12 protein-coding genes are annotated in these 19,617 nt (G+C 72.3%); 6 read left to right on the top strand and 6 right to left on the bottom strand.

The window, feature by feature from the left end; translation table 11 throughout:
- Positions 1 to 54 precede the first annotated feature (54 nt).
- Positions 55 to 6,717, bottom strand: coding sequence for an amino acid adenylation domain-containing protein (locus tag ACH4S7_RS35565; RefSeq protein WP_398525558.1), 6,663 nt, complete (start codon positions 6,715 to 6,717; stop codon positions 55 to 57).
- Between the two features lie 225 nt (positions 6,718 to 6,942).
- Positions 6,943 to 7,815 carry an aspartyl/asparaginyl beta-hydroxylase domain-containing protein gene (locus tag ACH4S7_RS35560; protein ID WP_398525557.1) on the bottom strand — a complete coding sequence of 291 codons (873 nt, stop codon included), beginning with the start codon at positions 7,813 to 7,815 and terminating at the stop codon, positions 6,943 to 6,945.
- Between the two features lie 633 nt (positions 7,816 to 8,448).
- Here ACH4S7_RS35560 and ACH4S7_RS35555 point away from each other — a divergent pair.
- Entirely contained in the window at positions 8,449 to 9,084 is a 636-nt protein-coding gene (locus tag ACH4S7_RS35555; protein ID WP_398525556.1) for a GNAT family N-acetyltransferase, read from the top strand.
- A 166-nt stretch (positions 9,085 to 9,250) separates the two neighbouring features.
- On the opposite strand, the gene ACH4S7_RS35550 is transcribed toward ACH4S7_RS35555, so the two are convergent.
- Positions 9,251 to 10,330: a methyltransferase gene (locus ACH4S7_RS35550; protein ID WP_398525555.1), complete on the bottom strand. Its 1,080-nt coding sequence runs from the start codon at positions 10,328 to 10,330 to the stop codon at positions 9,251 to 9,253.
- Positions 10,331 to 10,511: 181 nt separating this feature from the next.
- Positions 10,512 to 12,014: an acyltransferase papA2 gene (locus tag ACH4S7_RS35545; RefSeq protein ID WP_398525554.1), complete on the bottom strand. Its 1,503-nt coding sequence runs from the start codon at positions 12,012 to 12,014 to the stop codon at positions 10,512 to 10,514.
- Positions 12,015 to 12,377: 363 nt separating this feature from the next.
- On the opposite strand from ACH4S7_RS35545, the gene ACH4S7_RS35540 reads away from it, so the two are divergent.
- The 3 genes from ACH4S7_RS35540 to ACH4S7_RS35530 all read left to right on the top strand — a co-directional run bounded on the left by ACH4S7_RS35540 (position 12,378) and on the right by ACH4S7_RS35530 (position 15,484).
- Positions 12,378 to 12,614, top strand: a complete 237-nt coding sequence (locus ACH4S7_RS35540; protein ID WP_398525553.1) for a lasso peptide biosynthesis protein — start codon at positions 12,378 to 12,380, stop codon at positions 12,612 to 12,614.
- A 34-nt stretch (positions 12,615 to 12,648) separates the two neighbouring features.
- Entirely contained in the window at positions 12,649 to 14,094 is a 1,446-nt protein-coding gene (locus ACH4S7_RS35535; RefSeq protein WP_398525552.1) for a glyceraldehyde-3-phosphate dehydrogenase, read from the top strand.
- 283 nt (positions 14,095 to 14,377) lie between these two features.
- On the top strand, positions 14,378 to 15,484 hold the full coding sequence (locus tag ACH4S7_RS35530; RefSeq protein ID WP_398525565.1) for a glutamate--cysteine ligase: 1,107 nt from the start codon (positions 14,378 to 14,380) through the stop codon (positions 15,482 to 15,484).
- A gap of 33 nt (positions 15,485 to 15,517) precedes the next feature.
- On the opposite strand, the gene ACH4S7_RS35525 is transcribed toward ACH4S7_RS35530, so the two are convergent.
- Together ACH4S7_RS35525 and ACH4S7_RS35520 are read right to left on the bottom strand one after the other, a co-directional pair.
- A complete protein-coding gene (locus ACH4S7_RS35525; RefSeq protein WP_398525551.1) occupies positions 15,518 to 15,949 on the bottom strand; it encodes a response regulator in 432 nt (143 codons plus the stop codon).
- On the bottom strand, positions 15,946 to 16,470 hold the full coding sequence (locus tag ACH4S7_RS35520) for a hypothetical protein (RefSeq protein ID WP_398525550.1): 525 nt from the start codon (positions 16,468 to 16,470) through the stop codon (positions 15,946 to 15,948). Before ACH4S7_RS35520 ends, ACH4S7_RS35525 begins: the two co-directional genes overlap by 4 nt.
- A gap of 117 nt (positions 16,471 to 16,587) precedes the next feature.
- Here ACH4S7_RS35520 and ACH4S7_RS35515 point away from each other — a divergent pair, with 117 nt between their 5' ends.
- Both ACH4S7_RS35515 and ACH4S7_RS35510 read left to right on the top strand, forming a co-directional pair.
- The gene (locus tag ACH4S7_RS35515; protein WP_398525549.1) at positions 16,588 to 18,174 is read left to right on the top strand and encodes an ATP-binding protein; all 1,587 of its coding nucleotides are present in this window, start codon (positions 16,588 to 16,590) and stop codon (positions 18,172 to 18,174) included.
- Entirely contained in the window at positions 18,171 to 19,385 is a 1,215-nt protein-coding gene (locus ACH4S7_RS35510; protein ID WP_398525548.1) for a PP2C family protein-serine/threonine phosphatase, read from the top strand. Before ACH4S7_RS35515 ends, ACH4S7_RS35510 begins: the two co-directional genes overlap by 4 nt.
- Positions 19,386 to 19,617: the final 232 nt, after the last annotated feature.

Below are 19,617 nucleotides of genomic sequence, written 5' to 3'. Positions count from 1 at the left end.
GTGGTTCGCGCCGATGGGGGCAGCGGGCGCGTCGGCCCGGGGAGGTCGGCCACGTCAGTCACGCCCCCAACCGCCCAACAGGGCCTGGAGGGTCTCCATGTCGAGCCCCGACGCCTCGGTCGCCGATACGGGTGCGTCGACCTCCCGGCGGTCACCGGCGCGGGCCTCATCGGCGGCGGCCAGCTCACAGGCCGCCGCCAGCTCGGCCACGGTCGGGTGCTCGAACACCATCCGCGCGGTCAGCAGCAGCCCCCGGGACCTGGCCCGGCTCGCCAACTGCACCGAGATGACGCTGTCGCCGCCGAGGGCGAAGAAGCCGTCGGCGCGGCCGACCTCCTTGACGTCCAGCACGTCCTCGAAGAGGGCGGCGACCGTGGCCTCCGTCTCACCGCGCGGCGGCTCGTGGGCACCGTCGGTGCGCACCAGCGGCTCCGGCAGGGCGGGGCGGTTCAGCTTCCCCGAGCCGGTCAGCGGCATCGCGTCCAGGACGGTGATCACCGCGGGGTGCAGATATGACGGCAGTTCCCGGGCCAGCCGCTGCCGCACCAGGGCCACCACGGCGTCCCGGTCGGCCGTCGGGTCGACGAGGGTGAGGTATCCGGCGAGCGTGGTGGACCCGTGGGTCTCATGGGTGCGGGCCGCCGCCGAAGCCACCGCGGGCTCCGCGCGCAACGCCGCCTCGATCTCGCCGAGTTCGACCCGGATGCCCCGCAGTTTCACCTGGTGGTCGGTGCGCCCGCCGAACACCAGCCGCCCGTCGGCGCGCCACATCGCCCGGTCGCCGGTGCGGTAGAGCAGCTCCCCCGGCCGGGTGGCGTACGGGTTGGGCAGGAACCGCTGGGCGGTCAGACCGGGCCGGCCCCAGTAGCCGCGGGCCACCTGGTCGCCCGCCGCGTACACCTCTCCGGGCACGCCCACCGGGCAGGGGTTGAGGCGGGCGTCGAGCACGAGCACGCGGGAGCCGTCGACGGGCCTGCCGAGCTGTGGTCCCTCCTCGTGGAGCCGGCCGCGCACCACACCGCCGCTCAGTTCGGTGGCGCCGTAGTTGTTGATGATCTCGCTGTCGGGCGCGGCGGCCCGCAGTCGCTCCAGCAGCGCGTCCGGGATGGGTTCGCCGCTGGTCACCCAGCGCGGCACCGAGCGCACCGCGTCGGGCGCCACGCCGAGCAGCGCGTTGATCGCCGTGGGGACGGCGGTGACCTGGCCGATCGGGTTCTCCTGGATCAGCCGGACCAGGCTGCCCACGTCCCGGGCCTCGTGCTCGTCGGCGAGGAGGAGTTCGGCTCCCGCGAGCAGACCGGCGAGGATCTCGCAGCCGCCGTCGTGGAAGCTGAGCCATCCCTGGCAGAGCCGGACGTCGGGCGCGGCGATCGGGTAGCGGGCCGGCTGCCAGCCCAGCCGGGCCGCGTAGGCGCGCTGGGTGCCGATGACGCCCTTGGGCACCCCGGTCGACCCGGAGGTGTAGAGGAAGTAGGCGATGTTCTCCCCGCGGGCCCGCCGGGCGACCTCGGCCGGCAGCCGTTCCGCCGGCTGCGCGGCGAGTGCCGCGATCACCTCGGGGTCGTCCAGGCGGAGCCGGGGCGATGCGGCCGAGTCCGGCAGTTCCACCGGGGCGTCCGACCGGGTCACCACGGCCACCGGCGCCGCGTCCTCGATCATGAAGGCGAGCCGTTCCGCGGGCAGCCGCAGGTCCAGCGGGAGGTAGGCCGCGCCGGTCTTCACCACCGCGAGCAGGGTCACGACCATGTCCACGGAGCGCGGTACGGCGATGGCCACGAACCGCTCGGGGCCCGCGCCGCGTTCGATGAGCAGCCTGGCCAACCGGTCGCTGCGCTCGTGCAGTCGGCGGTAGTCGATGGTCACGCCGGCGCAGTCCACGGCGGTCCGGGCGGCGGCGCCGGGTCCGTGGAGCGTGTTCCGGGCACGTTCGATCAGCTCGGGCAGGGTTTCGGCCCGGCCGGGTTCGGCCTGCGGGCCGTGGCTCCACTCGTCCAGCACGAGCCGCCGTTCCGCGGCGGACATCAGGTCGAGTTCATGGAGCCGGAGGCCGGGGTGGTCGGCGAGCGCCCGCAGCACCAGTCCGAGGCCGTCGGCCAGCCGGTCCACCGTCTCCCGGTCGTAGAGGTCACGGCGGTAGATCAGTTCACCGCCCCAGCCACCGGTGGTCGAGTCGGGCTCGAAGTTCACCGACAGGTCGTACTTGGCGGTCGCGGTGTACTGCGGGACCGACCGCCACTCCAGGCCCTCGGTGCGGAGGTGCGCCGCCTCCTCGTCACGGAGCTGGACCAGGACCTGGAAGACGGGGTTGACGCTCAGTGAGCGCTCGACGCCGACGGCGTCCACGACCTGCTCGAACGGCAGCTCCGCGTGGTCGTAGGCGTCCACCGCGCGCTCCCTGGCCCGGGTGACGACCTCCTCCAGGGTGGGGTTGCCGGAGAGGTCGTTGCGGACCACGAGGAGGTTGACGAACAGCCCCACCACGTCGTCCATGACCTCGTCCGGCCGGTCGTTCACCGGGGTGCCGAGGGGGACGTCGTCACCGGCCCCCCACAGTCCGAGCAGGACCGCGACGGCGCTCTGCAACACGATGAAGGGGGTGGCCCCGGTGCGTTCCGCCAGCCGTTCCACCGCCGTGCGCACGGGCGCGCCGAAGGTGAGCGGGACGATCCCGCCGGCGCTGTCGGGCCGCGCCGGCCGCGGCCGGTCGAGCAGAACGGCGGTGTCCTGGGGCAGATCCGCGAGATAGGTGCTCCAGAAGGCGCGGAGCGCCTCCGGGCCGCGGGGCCCACCGGGCCCGGCCGGATCCGTGCCGGCGAGCCAGCCGGCCTGCCGGACCGCGTGGTCCGCGTACCCCAGGGGCAGCGGTGGCAGCACCGGTGCGCCGTCCGCGCTCGCCCCGGCGCGGAGCGCCTCGTAGGCCCGGGTCACGTCCGTCAGGAGCACACCGGCCGACACCTCGTCACAGATGATGTGGTGGACCAGCAGCGACAGCACGTGCCGCTCGGGGCCGACGCGCAGCAGGGCGGCCCGGAAGGGGCGTTCGGTGGCGAGGTCGAAGGGGTGTTCGGCGGCTTCGGCGAGCGCGCCGGGCACGGCGTCGGCGGTGAGTGCGAGCACGGGCAGTTCGACCCGGTGGTCGGGGAGGATCCGCTGGTGGCCGATGCCGTCCCGGTCGGGGAAGACGGTCCGCAGGGCCTCGTGCCGCCGCAGCACGTGCTCCAGCGCGCGCCGCAGCAGGGCGTCGTCCAGCGGCCCGTCGATCTCCAGTGCGAGGGGGATGTTGTAGGTGGTGTCGGCCTCTTCGATCCGGTCGACGAACCAGATGCGCTGCTGGGCGGGGGAGAGCGGCGGTTCGGCGGGCCGTGGGCCGTACGCCGGTGCCGGGGGCACGTCGGCGGGGGCGTCGGCGCCGACCAGTTCGGCCAGCGCGGCCGGGGTGGCCCGGGTGAAGGCGTCCCGGACGCCGACCCGCACCCCCAGCTCGCGGCGGACGCGTGAGATGAGCCGGGTCAGCAGCAGTGAGTGGCCGCCCAGTTCGAAGAACGAGGTGTCGGCGCCGATCCGGCGGCCGCCGACCGACGGGGTGTCGTCGACACCCCCGCCAGCGGGTGTGCCCGTGCCCTGGGTGAGCAGTTCGGCGAAGAGGTGCGCGATCTGCCGTTCGACGCCGTCCCGCACCGGCCGGAAGGGGGTGGACTCGGCGGCGGGGGCGTCGGGCAGCGCCCGGCGGTCGGTCTTGCCCGCCGGGGTCAGCGGCAGGGCGTCGAGGACGACGAAGGCGCTGGGGACCAGATGGGCGGGGAGGGTGGCGGCCAGCCGTTCCCGTACCCCTTCCGGGTCGAGTTCGGTGCCGCTCGCGGGGGTCAGATAGGCGACCAGCCGACTGCCGGTGTGCGCGTCGTGGCGGGCCACCACCACGGCCTGGCCGACCAGGCGGTCGGCGCGGAGCGCGGCCTCGACCTCACCGGGTTCCACCCGGAAGCCGCGGATCTTCACCTGGTCGTCGGCGCGGCCGATGAACTCCAGCTCGCCGGCGTCGGTGAAGCGCGCCAGGTCCCCGGTGCGGTAGAGGCGGGCACCGGGGGTCAGCGGGCTGGGCACGAATCGTTCGGCGGTCAGGGCGGGGCGCCCGAGATAGCCGCGGGCCAGTGAACTGCCCTCGATGTAGAGCTCTCCCACCTCGCCGAGGGGCGCGATCCGCAGGTCGGCGTCGAGGATCAGGGCGGTGTTGCCCCACTTCGGGGTGCCGATGGGGACGGTGCGCTGACCCTGTGGTGCGACGACGGAGTAGCCCGTCACGGACTGGGTGGTCTCGGTGGGACCGTAGAAGTTGCCCAGGCTGACCCTGCCCGTGGCGCCGAAGCGTCTTCGCACCCGGTCCGCGAGATCGCCGGGGAGCGCCTCGCCGCCCACGGGCAGCCAGCGCAGCGCCGGCAGTTGCGCGTCCGGGGCCGCGGCGGCCAGGTAGTGCAGGAAGCTCGGCACCGCGTGCACGACGGTGGCCTGGAATTCGATCAGTTCGGCGAAGAGCGCGTCGAGGTCGCGTTCGGCGTCGGGGCGGGCCACCAGCACCTCGCCGCCGGCGGCCAGCGGTCCGAACAGTTCGCCGACGGAGACGTCGAACGCCGGGGAGGCGAGTTGCAGCCAGCGCACATCGCGCAGCTCGTCATGGCTGGCCGCGAAGTGCGAGAGCAGCCACTCCAGATGATCCCCGAGGGCCGCGTGGCTGGTGCCGACGCCCTTGGGGCGGCCGGTGGAGCCCGAGGTGTAGATGATGTACGCGAGGTTGTCCCGCCGCAGCGGGCGCGCCCGGTCCCGGTCGGTGAGATCGCCGGCTCCGGACAGGGCGGACACCTGCGCGTCGAAGTCGGGCGCGGTCACCAACGTCCGGGGCACGGTGCTCGGCGGGACGGCCGCGTCGGTCACCGCGGAGGTGAAGAGGTGGCGTGGACCGGCGTCGGCCAGCAGATGGGTGAGCCGCTCCTCGGGGTGGGCGACGTCCAGCGGGCAGAGGACCGCGCCGGCCTTCAGCACGCCGATGGCGATGGTCACCGCGGTGAAGGACCGCTCCAGCGCGCAGGCCACCACGTCCTCGGGGCCGATGCCCTGGGCGGCGATCCAGCGGGCCACCGCGTTGGCCCGGTCGTTGACCTCCCGGTAGGTCATGCGGCCCTCGGCGCCGCGCAGCGCGACCGCGTCGGGGTGCAGTGCCACCTGCCGTTCGAACCGTTCGACCACACCGGGCGCGGGCGCTTCGAGCGCCGGGGCGGTGCCGTGGGCGAGGATCGCCGCGTGCTCCTCCTCGGTGACCAGCGCCTGGTCACCGAGGGGTACGTCCGGGGCGCTGAGTCCGGCGAGCAGGGTGCGCCGGGTCGAATCGGCCAGCGACCGCGCGGTCCGGTCGCCCACCGCGTCGGGGACGTACTCGAAGCGGATCACCCACTCCCCGTCGGCCTCCTGACGTGCCATCACCGAGAGCGGGACCTGGACGATTCCGGTACGGGCGGAGAGGGGCCGCGCGGTGATCCCGGGGAGCCGGACCGGGACACCGGCGCTCTCGATGCCGAAGCTGACCTCCACGGGCTGGACCCGGCCGGCGGCGCCGAGCAACCTGATCGCCTCGTCGTACTCCAGGTCCTGGTGGTCCAGCGCCGCCACGACGACCCGGCCCACCGAGGTCAGTGCCGCCCGCAAACTACGGCGCGGGTCGATGTCGAGGGCGAGGAGGAGGACATTGCCGAAGTAGCCGAGGGTACGGGTGGTGTGCCCGCTGTCCCGGCGGAGCACGGGGGTGCCGATCAGCGACCGGTCGCTCCCCGTGTGGCGACGCAGGGCGGCGGCGAACGAGGTGAGCAGGACCGTGAAGGGAGTGGTCCCGGCAGTGCGGGCGAGCGCGTCCAACTCCGCCGAGCGCGCCGCGTCCAGCCGTACCTCCACCGCGGTGGCCTCGGCGGTCTGCTGATCGGCGGAGCCGCGGCGGTCGAGCCCGGCGGCACCCGTGGCACGCGTCAGAGCCTTCGCCCAGTGCCGGCGCAGCGCGGGCAGGGCGGGACGGACCTCGTGCTCCACGGCGCGGGAGGCCACCGCGTACGACGTCGTCGGCGCGGCCCGGCCGCCCCCGTAGCCGGCGGCCAGGTCCTCGAAGAAGACCTGCCAGCAGGCGTCGTCCCAGGCGATGTGGTGCACCACCAGCAGCAGGGTGTGCAGCTCCGGGCCCTGGGTGTGGACGGTGACCCGCAGCGGGTGACCGTGCTCCAGGTCGAAGGGGGTGCGCAGACCGGCCCGGATCAGGGCGTCGATGTCCGCGCCCCGGGCGTCCACCTCGGTCAGGGGCAGGGTGTCGGGCAGGTCGGCGACGGCGAGCAGTTCGCCCGTCCCGGTGAGCGTGTACCGGGTGCGGAGGATCTCGTGGTGGGCGACGACCGCGCGCAGGGCCCTGGCGAGTGCGGGGAGGTCGAGCGGGCCGTCGAGGCGCAGCGCGGCGCCGACGTTCAGCGCGGCCCCGGTGGGGTCGCTCGCGTGTTGCAGCCACAGCCGCTGCTGGGCCGTACCGGCCGGCGTCGGTGCCCCGGTGTCGGCCGGTCCGCCGGGCGCCGGCGCGCCCGCGGGGAGCGCGTCCCCGCCGGGCCGGTCGGCCAGTCCACTCGCGGCCACGCGTTTGCGCAGCGCCGCGAGCCGCCGCTCGTGATCGCCCTTGCCTCTGGCCTTGTCGCCCATACCGCCCTGTCCTCCGCTGTCACCGGCCGGCCGTCGTGGCCGTCGGTCCTCCGTCGATTCCCGGGCCGGCATCCCGCTGCCCGGTGCGCCCCACCGCACCGGCGCGATCCGGCTGCCGCCCGTTCCCGCGGCCCCCACCGAGGGGGCCGCTCCGCACCGTCTCCGCCGCGAACCCGGCGTGCGGGGCCTCTTGCCCCCGTGCCGGTCAGTGCTCGCGGCCCTGGCTCACCCCCAGGAGTTCACGGTGAAGCGCTCGCTCAGCGCACGGGCACCGATGGCGTATTCGCGCAGTTCCTTCGCCTTTCCGACGAGGAGTTCATCGCCGGAGGTGGCCGCGATATCGGCCAGCCACTCGTAGGTGGCATCGGCGGGCACGTCGTACCGGAAGTGGACCTTGGAGAGGAGGAAGAGGAATTCCTTGAAGTTCGAACGGTCGACGACCTGCCCCAGCCCCTTGATGGCGTCCAGCCGGGCCTTCGGCAGCGGGGGGCGCTCGATGATCTGCGCGTCGGTCGACGGCTGGTAGCGGGAGGGGTCCCGGAAGACGTCCTTCTCCTCGTACGCGCCGTCGAAGGCGAAGTCCACACAGAGCATCTGCCGACTGTCCGGGGAGAAGTTGGCCGCCGCGTGGACCGAGCCCGCGTCGAGGAACCAGATCTCACCCGGGCGCATGTTGATGACCGTGTCGTCGTTGGAGTGCAGGGCGGCCGGGTTCTCCTCAAGGAACATCAGCACCCGGAAGTACTGGTCCGCCGCCCGGTCCAGCTCCACGAAGTCCCGGTGGGGTATCACGACCGCGTCCACGAGGTTGCGGGTGCGCACCATCGTCATGTGGTCGGTGTTGAAGGTGGTCTCCACCAACTCACGCAGATAGGCGCAGTGTTTGCCGTGCTCGGTGAGCTGGGCGGCCGATTCGGTGTCGCGATAGAGGTCGTCACCGGCGTCACCGGTGCTGTTCCAGAGGGGCAGGTTCTTCCAGTAGCCGTTGCTGAACTCGTCGTATCCCTCTTCGCCGCGGGGCAGTGAGGAGAGGTATCCGAGGTCCCTGGACAGGAGCGTCTCGTCCAGGTCGACGCGTCCCAGGATGTGTGATCTCAAGACTGACATCACCTTTCCGAATCGTCGTGCGGGCAGCGGGCGTTGTCGCCACCGCTCGCACACTGGTCAAATGCCGCGGGCATGTCTCTCGCCCCGATGTCCGCCGAGGCTCGCTCCCGAGGCGCGCTCCCGGTGGGGGGGCGCCGGGGGCCGGCGTCCCGGATCCATACCGGTGCGCGAAATGTCGTGGTGTCGGGGGTACACCCGGTGGGGCATCCGTTCCGACATCGGCTCCAGTCCGTCGAGCCGACGTGGCCTGAATCTATGCATGACCAGAAAGTTCGGCAAGGCTTACCTAAGTTGATCTTAGATATGCCCCACACATCACTCTCCCCCGGCCCCCTGGCGTGACCCGCGTCACCCCCAACTCGCCGAAGGCTGTGACGCATTCGATCGGAATCGGCCTCGGCGGGGTGACGGCCATCTCGTTGTCGTCCCGGTCGCCCGGCTGGAACAATCCCGGAGAGCGCGCACGCCCTCGCGCCCCGGGGGCCCCGGGCCCGGCGCCGCGCCCCCGCCCGCGTCGCGGACCGTGCCGTCGTGCCCCGCGTGCGGACGCGTGAACGGCCCCCGCGCCCCGCTCGGGCGCCCCCCACCCACCCGACACAGCAGTACCAACCGTGGAGTGTCACGTTGAATCCGACCGAGACCTATCCGGTCCTGCCCCGCTACGTCACGGACGGGCTGCCCGCGTCCTGGCTGGAAGTGCCCGCACCGCCGGTCGACTTCGCCCGCGGGGACCTCTTCTACCGGGGGGCACGGGCGGAAGGTCCCGATGTGCCGGTGATCCACGAGTGGATGAACCGGCCCCACACGGCGAAGGGATGGGAGTACGACTGGCCGCTGGACCGCTGGCAGACGCATATCGACGCCCAGCTCGCCACCGCCTACTCGCGGCCCGTCATCGTGGAGCGCGCCGGCCGGCCCATCGCCTACATGGAGTTCTACCGGATGGCCCAGGACGTCGTGGGCCACCACTACCGGGCCTCGGCGCACGACCTGAGCATGCATCTGGCGATAGCCGACACCGCCGACACCGGACGCGGCCTCGGCAGCCGGATCATCGGGGAGGTCACCGATGAGTTCTTCCTACGTGACCCGCACTGCAATGCGGTGGTCTACGAGCCCGACGCGGTGAACGCGGCGTCCCGCCGGATGATCGAGAACAACGCCGCCAGTTGTCTCGGTGAGGTCCAGGTCCGCCACCGCAGGATCGCCCTCTACGCCAAGGCGAGGGATGGGCACCCGCTGCCGCGCCTCGACGCCTGACCCGAGTGCCCCCCGCCGGTCCGCGAGCGCTCAGCGATGTGCGGCGGTCGCGGACTGTGGCGGTGTCGGGAGCCCGTGGCGGTCCTGTCAGGCCCCCGGTCGGTGCTGCTGGTGTCAGGCCCCCGGGAGTCCCGTGTCGGGACCGCGGGTGTCAGGAAGGCAGATGTCAGGACCGGGGGTCAGGTGTCGCTTCGAGGAGCTGGAAGATGTTCGGGCTCGGCAGGGGTGTCACGGTGCGCAGGGTGAAACCAGACGCCGCGCAGAGGGCGGTGAAGTCCTCCTCGGTGCGCTCCCGACCCCCGACGTTGACGAGCATGTTCAGATCGCTCAGATAGAGGGCGCCTGGCACCTCGGCTGGCACCCTCGGGGGCAGTACCGGCTCGACGATGAGCAGGGCGCCGTGGTCGGGGATGACCCTCCTGATGTGCCGCAGGATCGTGGCGCACTGCTCGTCGTTCCAGTCGTGGATGATGCTCTTCAGGAGATAGAGCTCCCCGCCGTCCGGAGCGGAGTCGAAGAAGTCGCCCGTGCGCAGGTCGACGCGGTCGGTGAGACCGTCATCGGCGAAGCGCGCGGACGCCTGCGCCAGCCCCTCGGCCGTGTCGTAGAGGATGCCGCGCGGCCCCGGGTGGGCCCGGAGAACGGCGCTGAGCAGCGTACCGTCGCCGCCGCCCACATCCACGACCGTACGGAAGCGCCCGAAGTCGTAGTGGTGCGGTGCGGTGTCCGCGGTGAACCGGGTGCCCTGACTCATCGCCGCGTTGAACGCGGCCGACAGCTCGGGGTGTTCCTTGAGGTGACCGAAGAAGTCCGTCCCGAAGACGGTGCCGAAGGTGGTCCCACCGGTCCGGACGCCCTCGTCCAGCAGGTCCCAGGCGCGGAGCATGACGGGGTCGGTGAACATCGCGGCCATATCGTGCATGGAACCGGCGGTGTCGGAGCGCAGGAGATCGCCGGCGGTGGTCGTCCGGAAGACGCCCGGACCGGACTCGGCGAGCAGTTGCAGCCCGGCCAACGCGCGCAGCAGGCGCAGCGTGGCCTGTGGGTGGGTGGCCAGATCACGGGCGAGGTCGTCGGCAGAGAGCCCGCCGGGGGCGATCCGGTCGAAGACCCCCATCCGTAACGCCGCCCCCAGGGCCTGCGTCGCCATCTGCCCGAAGATGAGACGGCCCAGGGTGGTCCGCGCCTGCCCGTCGTCCGCCCGCGTCTCCGCGCTGTCGTCCTGCCCGTCCCGTACCCCGGCCACAGCACTCTCCCTCGGATGTTAGGTAACCCTTACTTTACCAAAGGGCGGTTCACGGCGCGGGGGTTCACCGGCCCGACCCGGACGCCACGATCACCGTGGACCGGTGCGCCGCACGACCCCGGAGACCCGGCCGATGAGGGTGGGTAAGGTTCGCCCCACTCACGGAGACGGCGGCGGGGGGTCACTCCAGATAGCCGCCGGTGCGGGCCACGGTGGTGATCACGGTGCGCAGGCCCTCGACATAGCGCGCCATGTTCTTGCGGGCCTGCGGAGTGGCGGGGTAGCGGGCGACGAACTGGAGGCCGTCATGGGCCCGGTTCACCCAGACGCACACCTGATCGCCCCGGGAGACCCGCAGCAGTGTCCTGGCGTTCCACTCCTCCCAGGAACCCGCTCCGGGGGACCCGCGGCCGTCCACGTAGGACAACAGGGAGAAGAGGTCCGGCGACGGCGGCCGGAAGTCGTCGCCGAGCAGTCGCAGGGCGCGGGCGACGGGCAGGCGGGCGAGGCCGCGGTTGTCGCGCAGGGCCGCGCGCGCCATGGTGAGCAGGTCGCCGAAGCCCCCGGCCTCACCGGTGGCGACCTCCACGGGCACGGCGCCCACGTACCAGCCGACGGACATGCCCCAGCGGGAGGTCGCGCGGGTGTGGAACGGCACCACGGTCCGGTAGACCGACGGTCCGCCCGCCTCCTGCACCGCGACGGCGGACGCGGCGATCAATCCGGGCAGCACACCGCCGTGCGGGCGGCAGCGGGCGTCGAACGCCGCGGTGACCTCGGCGTCGACCAAGCTCTCGTCCCACAGGCGCTGTTCCGGGAATTCGCCGAGGGTGACACCCATGTCCAGGGGGAACGACGGCAGCGTCCCGTCGCAGGCGGCGACGAATGAGCGCCAGCGGGCGACCGTGGCGTCCTCGACGTCGGCCTCGTCGGCCTGGGCGCGCTCGATCTCACAGAAGTCCACGTAGCTGTCGTAGCTGTCGTAACTCTCGTACGACTCGCACTCGTCGGCACCCGAGGTGTCCCCGCGCGGCGCGGCGCCGGTGGGCACCGGCTCCTCGCCGCCCGGCGTGGCCGGGGTGGCCGGGGTGGCACCACCCGACGCGGCCAGGTGCCGCGCGTACTCGGCATGGATCTGATCAGGCATCAGATGGAGTGAGTAGGCATCCACATTGGTGTGGTCGAAGCCCAGGTACAGCCGGGTGCCCGCGGCGCCGATGACGGCGGCGTAGACGAAGTTGGGCCAGCTCAGCGCGTCCGTCGCGGCGTCGAGACGCTCCTCCAGCACCCGGCACACCTCCTCGGCGCTGTCGTGGGTGCCGTGGTCGGTGCGGCACAGCTCCACCTCGTCCGGTTCGAGGGTGAATCGGCGGAGTTCGTCCCCCTCCCAACGGAATCCGCTGCGCAGCGTCTCGTGGCGCAGCGTCCACTGCCACAGCACGCGCTGGAGGGTGTCGGGGTCGCTGTGTCCGGGCAGGTCGAAGGCGGTGCCGATCCAGGCCGGGCCATGCAGACCGCGTTCGCGCAGATAGCGCACGGTGCGGATGTGCGCCTCCTGCACATAGGCCGGGGGGCGGCTGTCGCACGGCGGCCCGACGGGGCGGGACACGGCCGGGGCGGCGAGGGTGAAGGAGATGACCCGGCCGGGACACGCACCGGAGTTCCACAGGTCGGCGGTCTTCATGCCCGACCTCCCCGCACCGCGCCCGGCAACCGGCCGGGGGTGTCCGGGGGCGCCGGCGGCCGGACATCGGCATGACGGTTTCCGGCTGAGACGGGCGCACCGGGTGTGCGTGGGTACATTGCGGATCGCTCCCGTGGCAGACGGCAATGGGGCCACCGGGTAACGAGACCGCGCACGGCCGGTTACGCGGCGGCGGGGCGGCGGCCCCTCGCCGGGGGCGCGAAACCGCCTCCGGCCCGTACCGCCCAGGAGCCGGTACGGAGCGGGGCGCGGCCTGTCGTGGACCGGCTCGCGGGGCCGGCACCCCCGCCGTCGGCCGGGGGCCGAATCGGGTGACCGCACGGGCACTTGTCCGAGCACCGCGTGGCAATTCCCGCGTCGGGCGGGCCGGTCGTACGGGTGGCACCGCCCTGCCGCGCGCGGGGCAGCCGGCCGACGTGGCGTACGGGCGTGCGCACCCGACCCTTCACGGCCCGTGCCCGGGTGGAGGCCGACGGCCGGCTCATCGGGGAGCGGGCCCCCCGGCTGCCACTACCCCCCGCCGCCGAGGATTCCGCCGGTAACCGCACCGTCTGGAAGATCAAAACGGCGGGGGGTTAACATATGAGCGCCTCCTAGCTCGAAAGATGGATCTGTGACTCTCAACGACGACTCGTTCACCAACTGGAAGAACCGCGAGGAGATCGCGGAGTCGATGATCCCGATCATCGGGAAGCTGCAGAGGGAGCGGGACGTCACGATCCTGCTGCACAGCCGCTCCTTGGTGAACAAGTCGGTGGTCAGCATCCTCAAGACCCACCGGTTCGCCCGGCAGATCGCCGGTGCGGAACTCTCGGTCACCGACACGATGCCGTTCCTCACGGCGCTCACCACGCTCGATCTCGGGCCCTCCCAGATCGACATCGGGATGCTCGCCGCCACGTACCGGACCGACGACCGAGGTCTGTCGATAGCCGAGTTCACCGCGGAGACCGTCGCCGGCGCCACCGGCGCGAACAAGATCGAGCGCCGCGAGCCGCGCGATGTCGTCCTCTACGGGTTCGGCCGCATCGGCCGTCTCGTCGCCCGCCTGCTCATCGAGAAGGCCGGTTCCGGCAACGGGCTGCGACTGCGCGCCATCGTGGTCCGCAAGGGCGCCGGCCAGGACATCGTCAAGCGCGCCTCGCTGCTGCGCCGCGACTCCATCCACGGCCAGTTCCAGGGCACCATCACCGTGGACGAGGCGAACAGCACGATCATCGCCAACGGCAATGAGATCAAGGTGATCTACTCCGACGACCCGACGTCGGTGGACTACCGGGCGCACGGCATCGAGGACGCCATCCTCATCGACAACACCGGCAGGTGGCGCGATCGCGAGGGGCTGTCGCAGCACCTCCGCCCCGGTATCGCCAAGGTCGTCCTGACCGCGCCGGGCAAGGGGGACGTGCCCAATGTCGTCCACGGCGTCAACCACGACCAGATCAAGCCGGACGAGCAGATCCTGTCCTGCGCCTCCTGCACCACCAACGCGATCGTCCCGCCGCTGAAGGCGATGGCGGACGAGTACGGCGTGCTGCGCGGACACGTGGAGACCGTCCACTCGTTCACCAACGACCAGAACCTGCTGGACAATTACCACGCGTCCGACCGGCGCGGCCGGTCGGCGCCGCTCAATATGGTGATCACCGAGACCGGTGCCGCCTCCGCCGTCGCCAAGGCGCTGCCCGATCTCAAGGCCCGGATCACCGGCAGCTCGATCCGCGTCCCGGTGCCGAACGTCTCGATCGCGATCCTCAGCCTGCGGCTCGGTCGCGAGACCACCCGCGAGGAGGTCCTCGACCACCTCCGCGAGGTGTCCCTGACCTCACCGCTCAAGCGCCAGATCGACTTCATCAGCGCCCCCGACGCGGTCTCCAGCGACTTCATCGGCTCGCGCCACGCCTCGATCATCGACGCGGGCGCCACCAAGGTCGAGGGCGACGACGCGATCCTCTACCTCTGGTACGACAACGAGTTCGGCTACTCGTGCCAGGTCATCCGGGTCGTCCAGCACGTCTCCGGGGTGGAGTACCCGACCTACCCGGCCCCGGCGGTCTGACCCCGTCCGGTCGGGGCGCTCACGGCGGCGGGGACGGACCGCCGCCGTGAGCAGCCCCCGGCTTCGGGCGGCGCTCCGCCGCCGCCCGCCGTACGGCACCGGACAATTCGCCCGATCGCCCCCGGAACGCATCACGTCGCGATGTCAGGGCAGCAGGAGAGACAGCCCGGCCGAAGGTCGTGACCTTCGGGCAGGGATCGATCTCAGACAGCCCCGGCCCGTCCGCCGTAGTTCCCCTCCGGCAACCCGTGACGTGGACCCGGCGGTGGGAAGGCAGTCCCTGGTGCGGAGTGTGGGTGTGGAGGAGGAACTCCTCCTGGTCGACGCGGAGAGCGGCGAGCCGCGTGCACTGGCGACGGCGGTGCTGGCCGCGGTCTCCCGGGAGTCCTCCGGGCAGGACGACGTGTTCGAGGCGGAGCTGCACCGGCAGCAGGTGGAGTTCGCGACCCGGCCGCAGACCGATATGGGCGAACTGGCCGAGGAGATCAACCGCTGCCGGGCGCACGCCGCCCGCCACGCCGAACGCCTGGGCGCCGCCGCCGTCGCTCTCGCGACCTCCCCCCTTCCGGTCAGCCCCTCGCTCGGTTTCGGTGAGCGGCACCAGTGGCTGGCGGAGCACTTCGGGCTCACCACCCAGGAGCAGCTCACCTGCGGCTGCCATGTGCATGTGTCGGTGGAGTCGGACGAGGAGGGGGTCGCGGTCCTCGACCGGATACGGCCCTGGCTGCCGGCGCTGCTCGCGCTCAGCGCGAACTCGCCCTTCTGGCAGGGGCAGGACACCCGGTACGGGAGTTACCGCAGCCGGGTCTGGGGCCGCTGGCCGATGGCCGGGCCGGTGGAGATCTTCGGTTCGGCCGACCGGTACCACGAGCAGGTACAGGACATGGTCGGCACCGGAGTCCTGCTGGACGAGGGGATGATCTACTTCGACGCCCGGCTCTCACATACCTACCCCACGGTCGAGATCCGCGTCGCCGATGTCTGTCTGGACTCCTCCACGACCGTCCTGCTGGCGACCCTGATCCGCGCCCTCGTGGAGACGGCGGCCCGACAGTGGCGGGCCGGCGAGCCGCCCGCGCGCCACCGCGTGGAACTGCTGCGGCTGGCGTCCTGGCGCGCGGCCCGGTCGGGCCTCGACGGCGAGTTGCTCCACCCGCTCACCATGCGGCCCGCGCCCGCGGAGGCGGTGGTGCGCGCTCTGTTCGACCATGTCCGGGACGCGCTGGAGGACAGCGGCGACCTCCTGCCCGCGCAGGAGGCACTGGCCACCCTGGTGAAGACCGGCGGCGGCGCCCGGATCCAGCGCGAACTGCTGGCCCGTACGGGCGATCTGCGCGCCGTGGTCCGCGCGTGCGCCCGCAGGACCTGTACGCCGTCACCGACCGGCTAGGGTCTGCCGTCCGGATCAGGCCGGTCAGGCCGGTCAGGTGCGGGGCAGCTTGGTGGTGGTGTCGAGGTAGAACGCGTCGATGTTCTGCACGGCCTGGTTGAAGTCGTCCAGGTTGACGGGCTTGGTGACGTACGCGTTGGCGTGCTGCTGGTAGGCGCCGGTGACGTCGTCGGGGGCGGCCGATGTGGTGAGCACGACGACCGGGATCAACCGCAGGTCGTCGTCGGCCTTGAGGATGCTGAGCAGCTCACGGCCGTTCATCCGGGGCATGTTGAGGTCGAGCACGATGAGATCGGGCCGGCTGTTGGCGGGGTCGCGCAGGTAGTCGAGGGCGGCGACGCCGTCCTCGACCTGCGTCAGGTTGCGGGCGCCGCGTTCGGAGAGGGCTTCCTCGATGAGCAGGGCGTCGGCGAGGTCGTCCTCGACCAACAGCACGTCGTAAGGGCGCGCGGGGGCGGTCATCATGGTCTGCTCCGGGTGCGGTCGGTGGGATGGGGACGGCTCGTGGAGGTGACGAGACCGGGCCAGCGGCGGCGGGCGCCCTGCCGGCTGATGTTGCATGCCTTGCCGAGCTGGGGGTAGCCGGCGCCGGCAGCCACGGCATCCCGGGCCGCGTGGTCCTCCAGATGCGCGACGGCGTTCTGGAGGGTGGCCAGCACCCGCAGGGAGGCGAGGGCCTCGCCGCGCGCCTCGGACTTCCGGTCCGACGCCCCGAGCGGGGAGCGCGGAGCGCGGCGGGTCAGCTTGCGGACGAGGTGGTCCACGACATCGGCCGTCAGCGCGATGACCTCGTCGTCGGTCAGGCGCGGGGTGGGGATAACCGGCGCCGGGAGAGGAGCGCGGAGCGCGGGATCCCGGTCCGGTGCCGCGGTGGCGGAGCGCGGAGCGCGGCGGGTCAGCTCACGGACGAGGTGGTCCACGACATCGGCCGTCAGCGCGCTGATCTCCTCGACGGTCAGACGCGGGGTGGGATCGGAGCCGGGCATGGCCTCACCCTAGGGGTTGGCGGGAGCAAAGGACAACATCTGTTGTCGCGCGGCGGCTACAGTTGCTGCCGCCGCGCGATCTCCAGAGCGCGGCTCGGTGACGAAGGGCGTGACGGCGTGACGGTTGAGGATTCCGGCGAAAAGGGGTCGCGGCGCGGCGCGGCGTCGGGATGGACGGCGCGCCAGTGGCTGCGGGTGGGGGTCAGCGCCGCCCTGACCGTGCTGCTCGTCCTGGGTGTGCTGGGGGCCTGGACCCTCAACCGCACCTCGTCACTGATGGGTGACGTGGTCGACGTACGCACCCCCGCGCTGATCAGTTCCGTCCGGCTGGAGGCGGCTCTGCTCAATCAGGAGACCGGGGTGCGCGGGTACGGGCTGAGCGGGCGGCAGGACTTCCTGACCCCGTACACGGAGGGTCTCGCCGACGAGAAGGTGGCGCTGACCCGGCTCCGCCCGCTGATCAAGGGCGACGGCCAGGCCCGCACCGACCTGAACGCGGTGCTCGCGGCGGCGTCGGCGTGGCAGGAGCGGATCGCGCGGCCCATCGCGGCGGCGCCGCCCGGCACGGTGGTGGCCCTGGCCGCCGAGCGGACCGCGGAGGGCAAGGGGACGTTCGACCGGCTGCGGCAGGCCCTGGTGAGCCAGCAGGACCACCTCCAGGCGGAGCGGGTCGCGTCCGGTGCCGAGCTGGACCGGGCCCTGACCATGCGGAACTGGCTGTTTTCCGCCATCGCCGTGCTGATCGTGCTGATGGCCGGGCTGGTCTTCGAAGGGCTGCGGCGGGGCATCACCGATCCCCTGGGGCGGCTCGCGCGCGATGTCCGGCATGTCACCGCCGGGCGGTTCGACCATATGATCACCGCGTCCGGTCCGGCCGATCTGCGCGAGCTGGCCGGGGACGTGGAGCGGATGCGACAGCGGCTGGCGGACGAACTCGCGCGCGCCGAGGAGGCCCGGGGACTGCTGGACGAGCAGGCGGCTGACCTGCGGCGCTCCAATGCCGAACTGGAGCAGTTCGCCTATGTCGCCTCGCACGATCTCCAGGAGCCCCTGCGGAAGGTGTCCAGCTTCACCCAGTTGCTCCAGCGCCGCTACGCCGGGCAGATGGACGAGCGCGCCGATCAATACATCGGCTTCGCGGTCGACGGCGCCAACCGGATGCAGCGGCTCATCAACGACCTGCTCGACTTCTCCCGGGTCGGCCGGATGCACAACCAGCAGAGCATGGTCGACCTCGACACATCGCTGGGCGACAGCCTCGACGCGCTCAGCGTCGTCATCGAGGAGTCGGGCGCCCGGATCACCCGGGACCCGCTGCCCACCGTCGTCGGGGACAGCACCCAGATGAACATGTTGTGGCAGAACCTGATCTCCAACGCCCTGAAGTTCCGCAGCCCGGACCGCGCCCCGGACATCCGGATCGCGGTCCGGGAGCAGGGCGATATATGGGAGTTCTCGGTGACCGACAACGGCATCGGCATCAGCCCTGACTTCGCGGACAAGGTCTTCGTCATCTTCCAGCGGCTGCACACCAAGGACGCCTACCCGGGCAACGGAATCGGCCTGGCCATGTGCAAGAAGATCGTCGAGTTCCACGGCGGGGTCATCGGTCTGGACGACTCGCACGGCCCCGGCGCCCGTATCACCTTCACCCTCCCCGTCCACTCGCCGGCCGACGGCGACACCACCGACGAGACGCCATGACATCCACTGCCTTTCCCCGTGCGGACGACCACCGGTACCGGATCGTGCTCGTCGAGGACGACCACGCGGACGCCGTGCTGGTACGCGAGTTCCTGACCGACACCGATCTGTCGTACACGCTCCAGTGGCACACCACGCTCGCCGAGGCCCGGACGCGGCTCGCCGACAGCCCCGCCGACTGCGTCCTGCTGGATCTGCATCTGCCGGACGCCGTGGGCCTCGGCGGTGTGTCGGCGATCCAGCAGGCCGCGCCGTCCGCCGCCATCATCGTGCTGACGGGTATGGCGGAGTCCCAGGCGGGCGCCGACGCCCTGGCCGCCGGCGCACAGGACTACCTGGTCAAGGGGAAGGTCGAACCCGAGACCCTGCAGCGCGCGGTCCGCTACGCCGTCCAGCGCAAGCAGGCCGAACGCGCCAGCGCCGACCTCCAGACCGGCCACCTCAGGGCCGAGGAGAACGCCCGGCTCGAACGCGGACTGCTGCCCCCACCCCTGCTCACCACCTCTCAGGTCACCGCCACCAGCCGGTATCTGCCCGGCCGTGAGCGCGCACTCCTCGGCGGGGACTTCCTCGATGTCGTCCAGACCGACGACGGACTGGTCCACGCCGTGATCGGCGACGTCAGCGGCCACGGTCCCGACGCCGCGGCCCTGGGCGTCTGTCTGCGCATCACCTGGCGCGCCCTCACCCTCGGCGGTCACCGGGCCCATGACCTCCTCCATCTACTCGAACGGGTGCTCGTCGCCGAGCGCGCGAAGGCGGACATGTTCGCCACCTGCACCCTGGTCACCCTCGACCTCTCCGCCGCCACCGCCGGGATCCACCTGGCGGGCCACCATGAACCGCTGCTCAGCGCGGTCCCCGCCACCAGACCGGTGAAGGCCAGCCACGGCATCGCCCTCGGGATATCCCCGGGGCTCGGGCACTGGCCCCGCACCGCCCTCCCCATCCCGGCGACCGGCGCCCTGATCCTCTACACCGACGGCCTCATCGAGGGGTACGCGGGGAAGGCGGCGAACGGCGAGCGCGGCAGGCTCGGCTCCGACGGGCTGCTGGACCTCATGAACCACGCGCCCGCCGAAGGCCCGGCCGCCGACCTGGACCGGGTCATCGCCCGGGTCAGCGAACTCAACGCCGGCCGCCACACCGACGACCTCGCCATCCTCCGCCTCGACTGGGACGGTACGGGCGTCACCGGGCCACGGGGCTGACGACATCGGCGGCCCGCGCGGGGAACCGGCCGTACGGCCCGGCTGAGGAACCGGCCGTACGGCCCGTACGGCTGAGGAACCGGCCGCACCGCTGAGGGCCACGCGGTCCGCATGAGCGCCCGGGCGCGCGGCGGGCCCCGCCACGACCGGGGAGCCGCCCACGGAGATGCAGCGGCCGGACACCGGCCCCATCATCGGAGGAGTTCACGCTCCCACGCGAAAGGGGTACCGG

The sequence above is a fragment of the Streptomyces sp. NPDC020965 genome (genome assembly GCF_044333555.1).
GTDB lineage: Bacteria > Actinomycetota > Actinomycetes > Streptomycetales > Streptomycetaceae > Streptomyces.
The sequence above is the reverse complement of the archived record's forward strand: the minus strand, read 5'-3'. Positions and strand labels throughout refer to the sequence as shown.

Excerpts from the sequence above, each read along its gene's own strand:
- ACH4S7_RS35510 (WP_398525548.1), top strand. The coding sequence starts at position 18,171 with ATGACATCCACTGCCTTTCCCCGTGCGGACGACCACCGGTACCGGATC.
- ACH4S7_RS35565 (WP_398525558.1), bottom strand. The coding sequence starts at position 6,717 with ATGGGCGACAAGGCCAGAGGCAAGGGCGATCACGAGCGGCGGCTCGCG.
- ACH4S7_RS35545 (WP_398525554.1), bottom strand. The coding sequence starts at position 12,014 with ATGAAGACCGCCGACCTGTGGAACTCCGGTGCGTGTCCCGGCCGGGTC.
- ACH4S7_RS35520 (WP_398525550.1), bottom strand. The coding sequence starts at position 16,470 with ATGCCCGGCTCCGATCCCACCCCGCGTCTGACCGTCGAGGAGATCAGC.
- ACH4S7_RS35525 (WP_398525551.1), bottom strand. The coding sequence starts at position 15,949 with ATGATGACCGCCCCCGCGCGCCCTTACGACGTGCTGTTGGTCGAGGAC.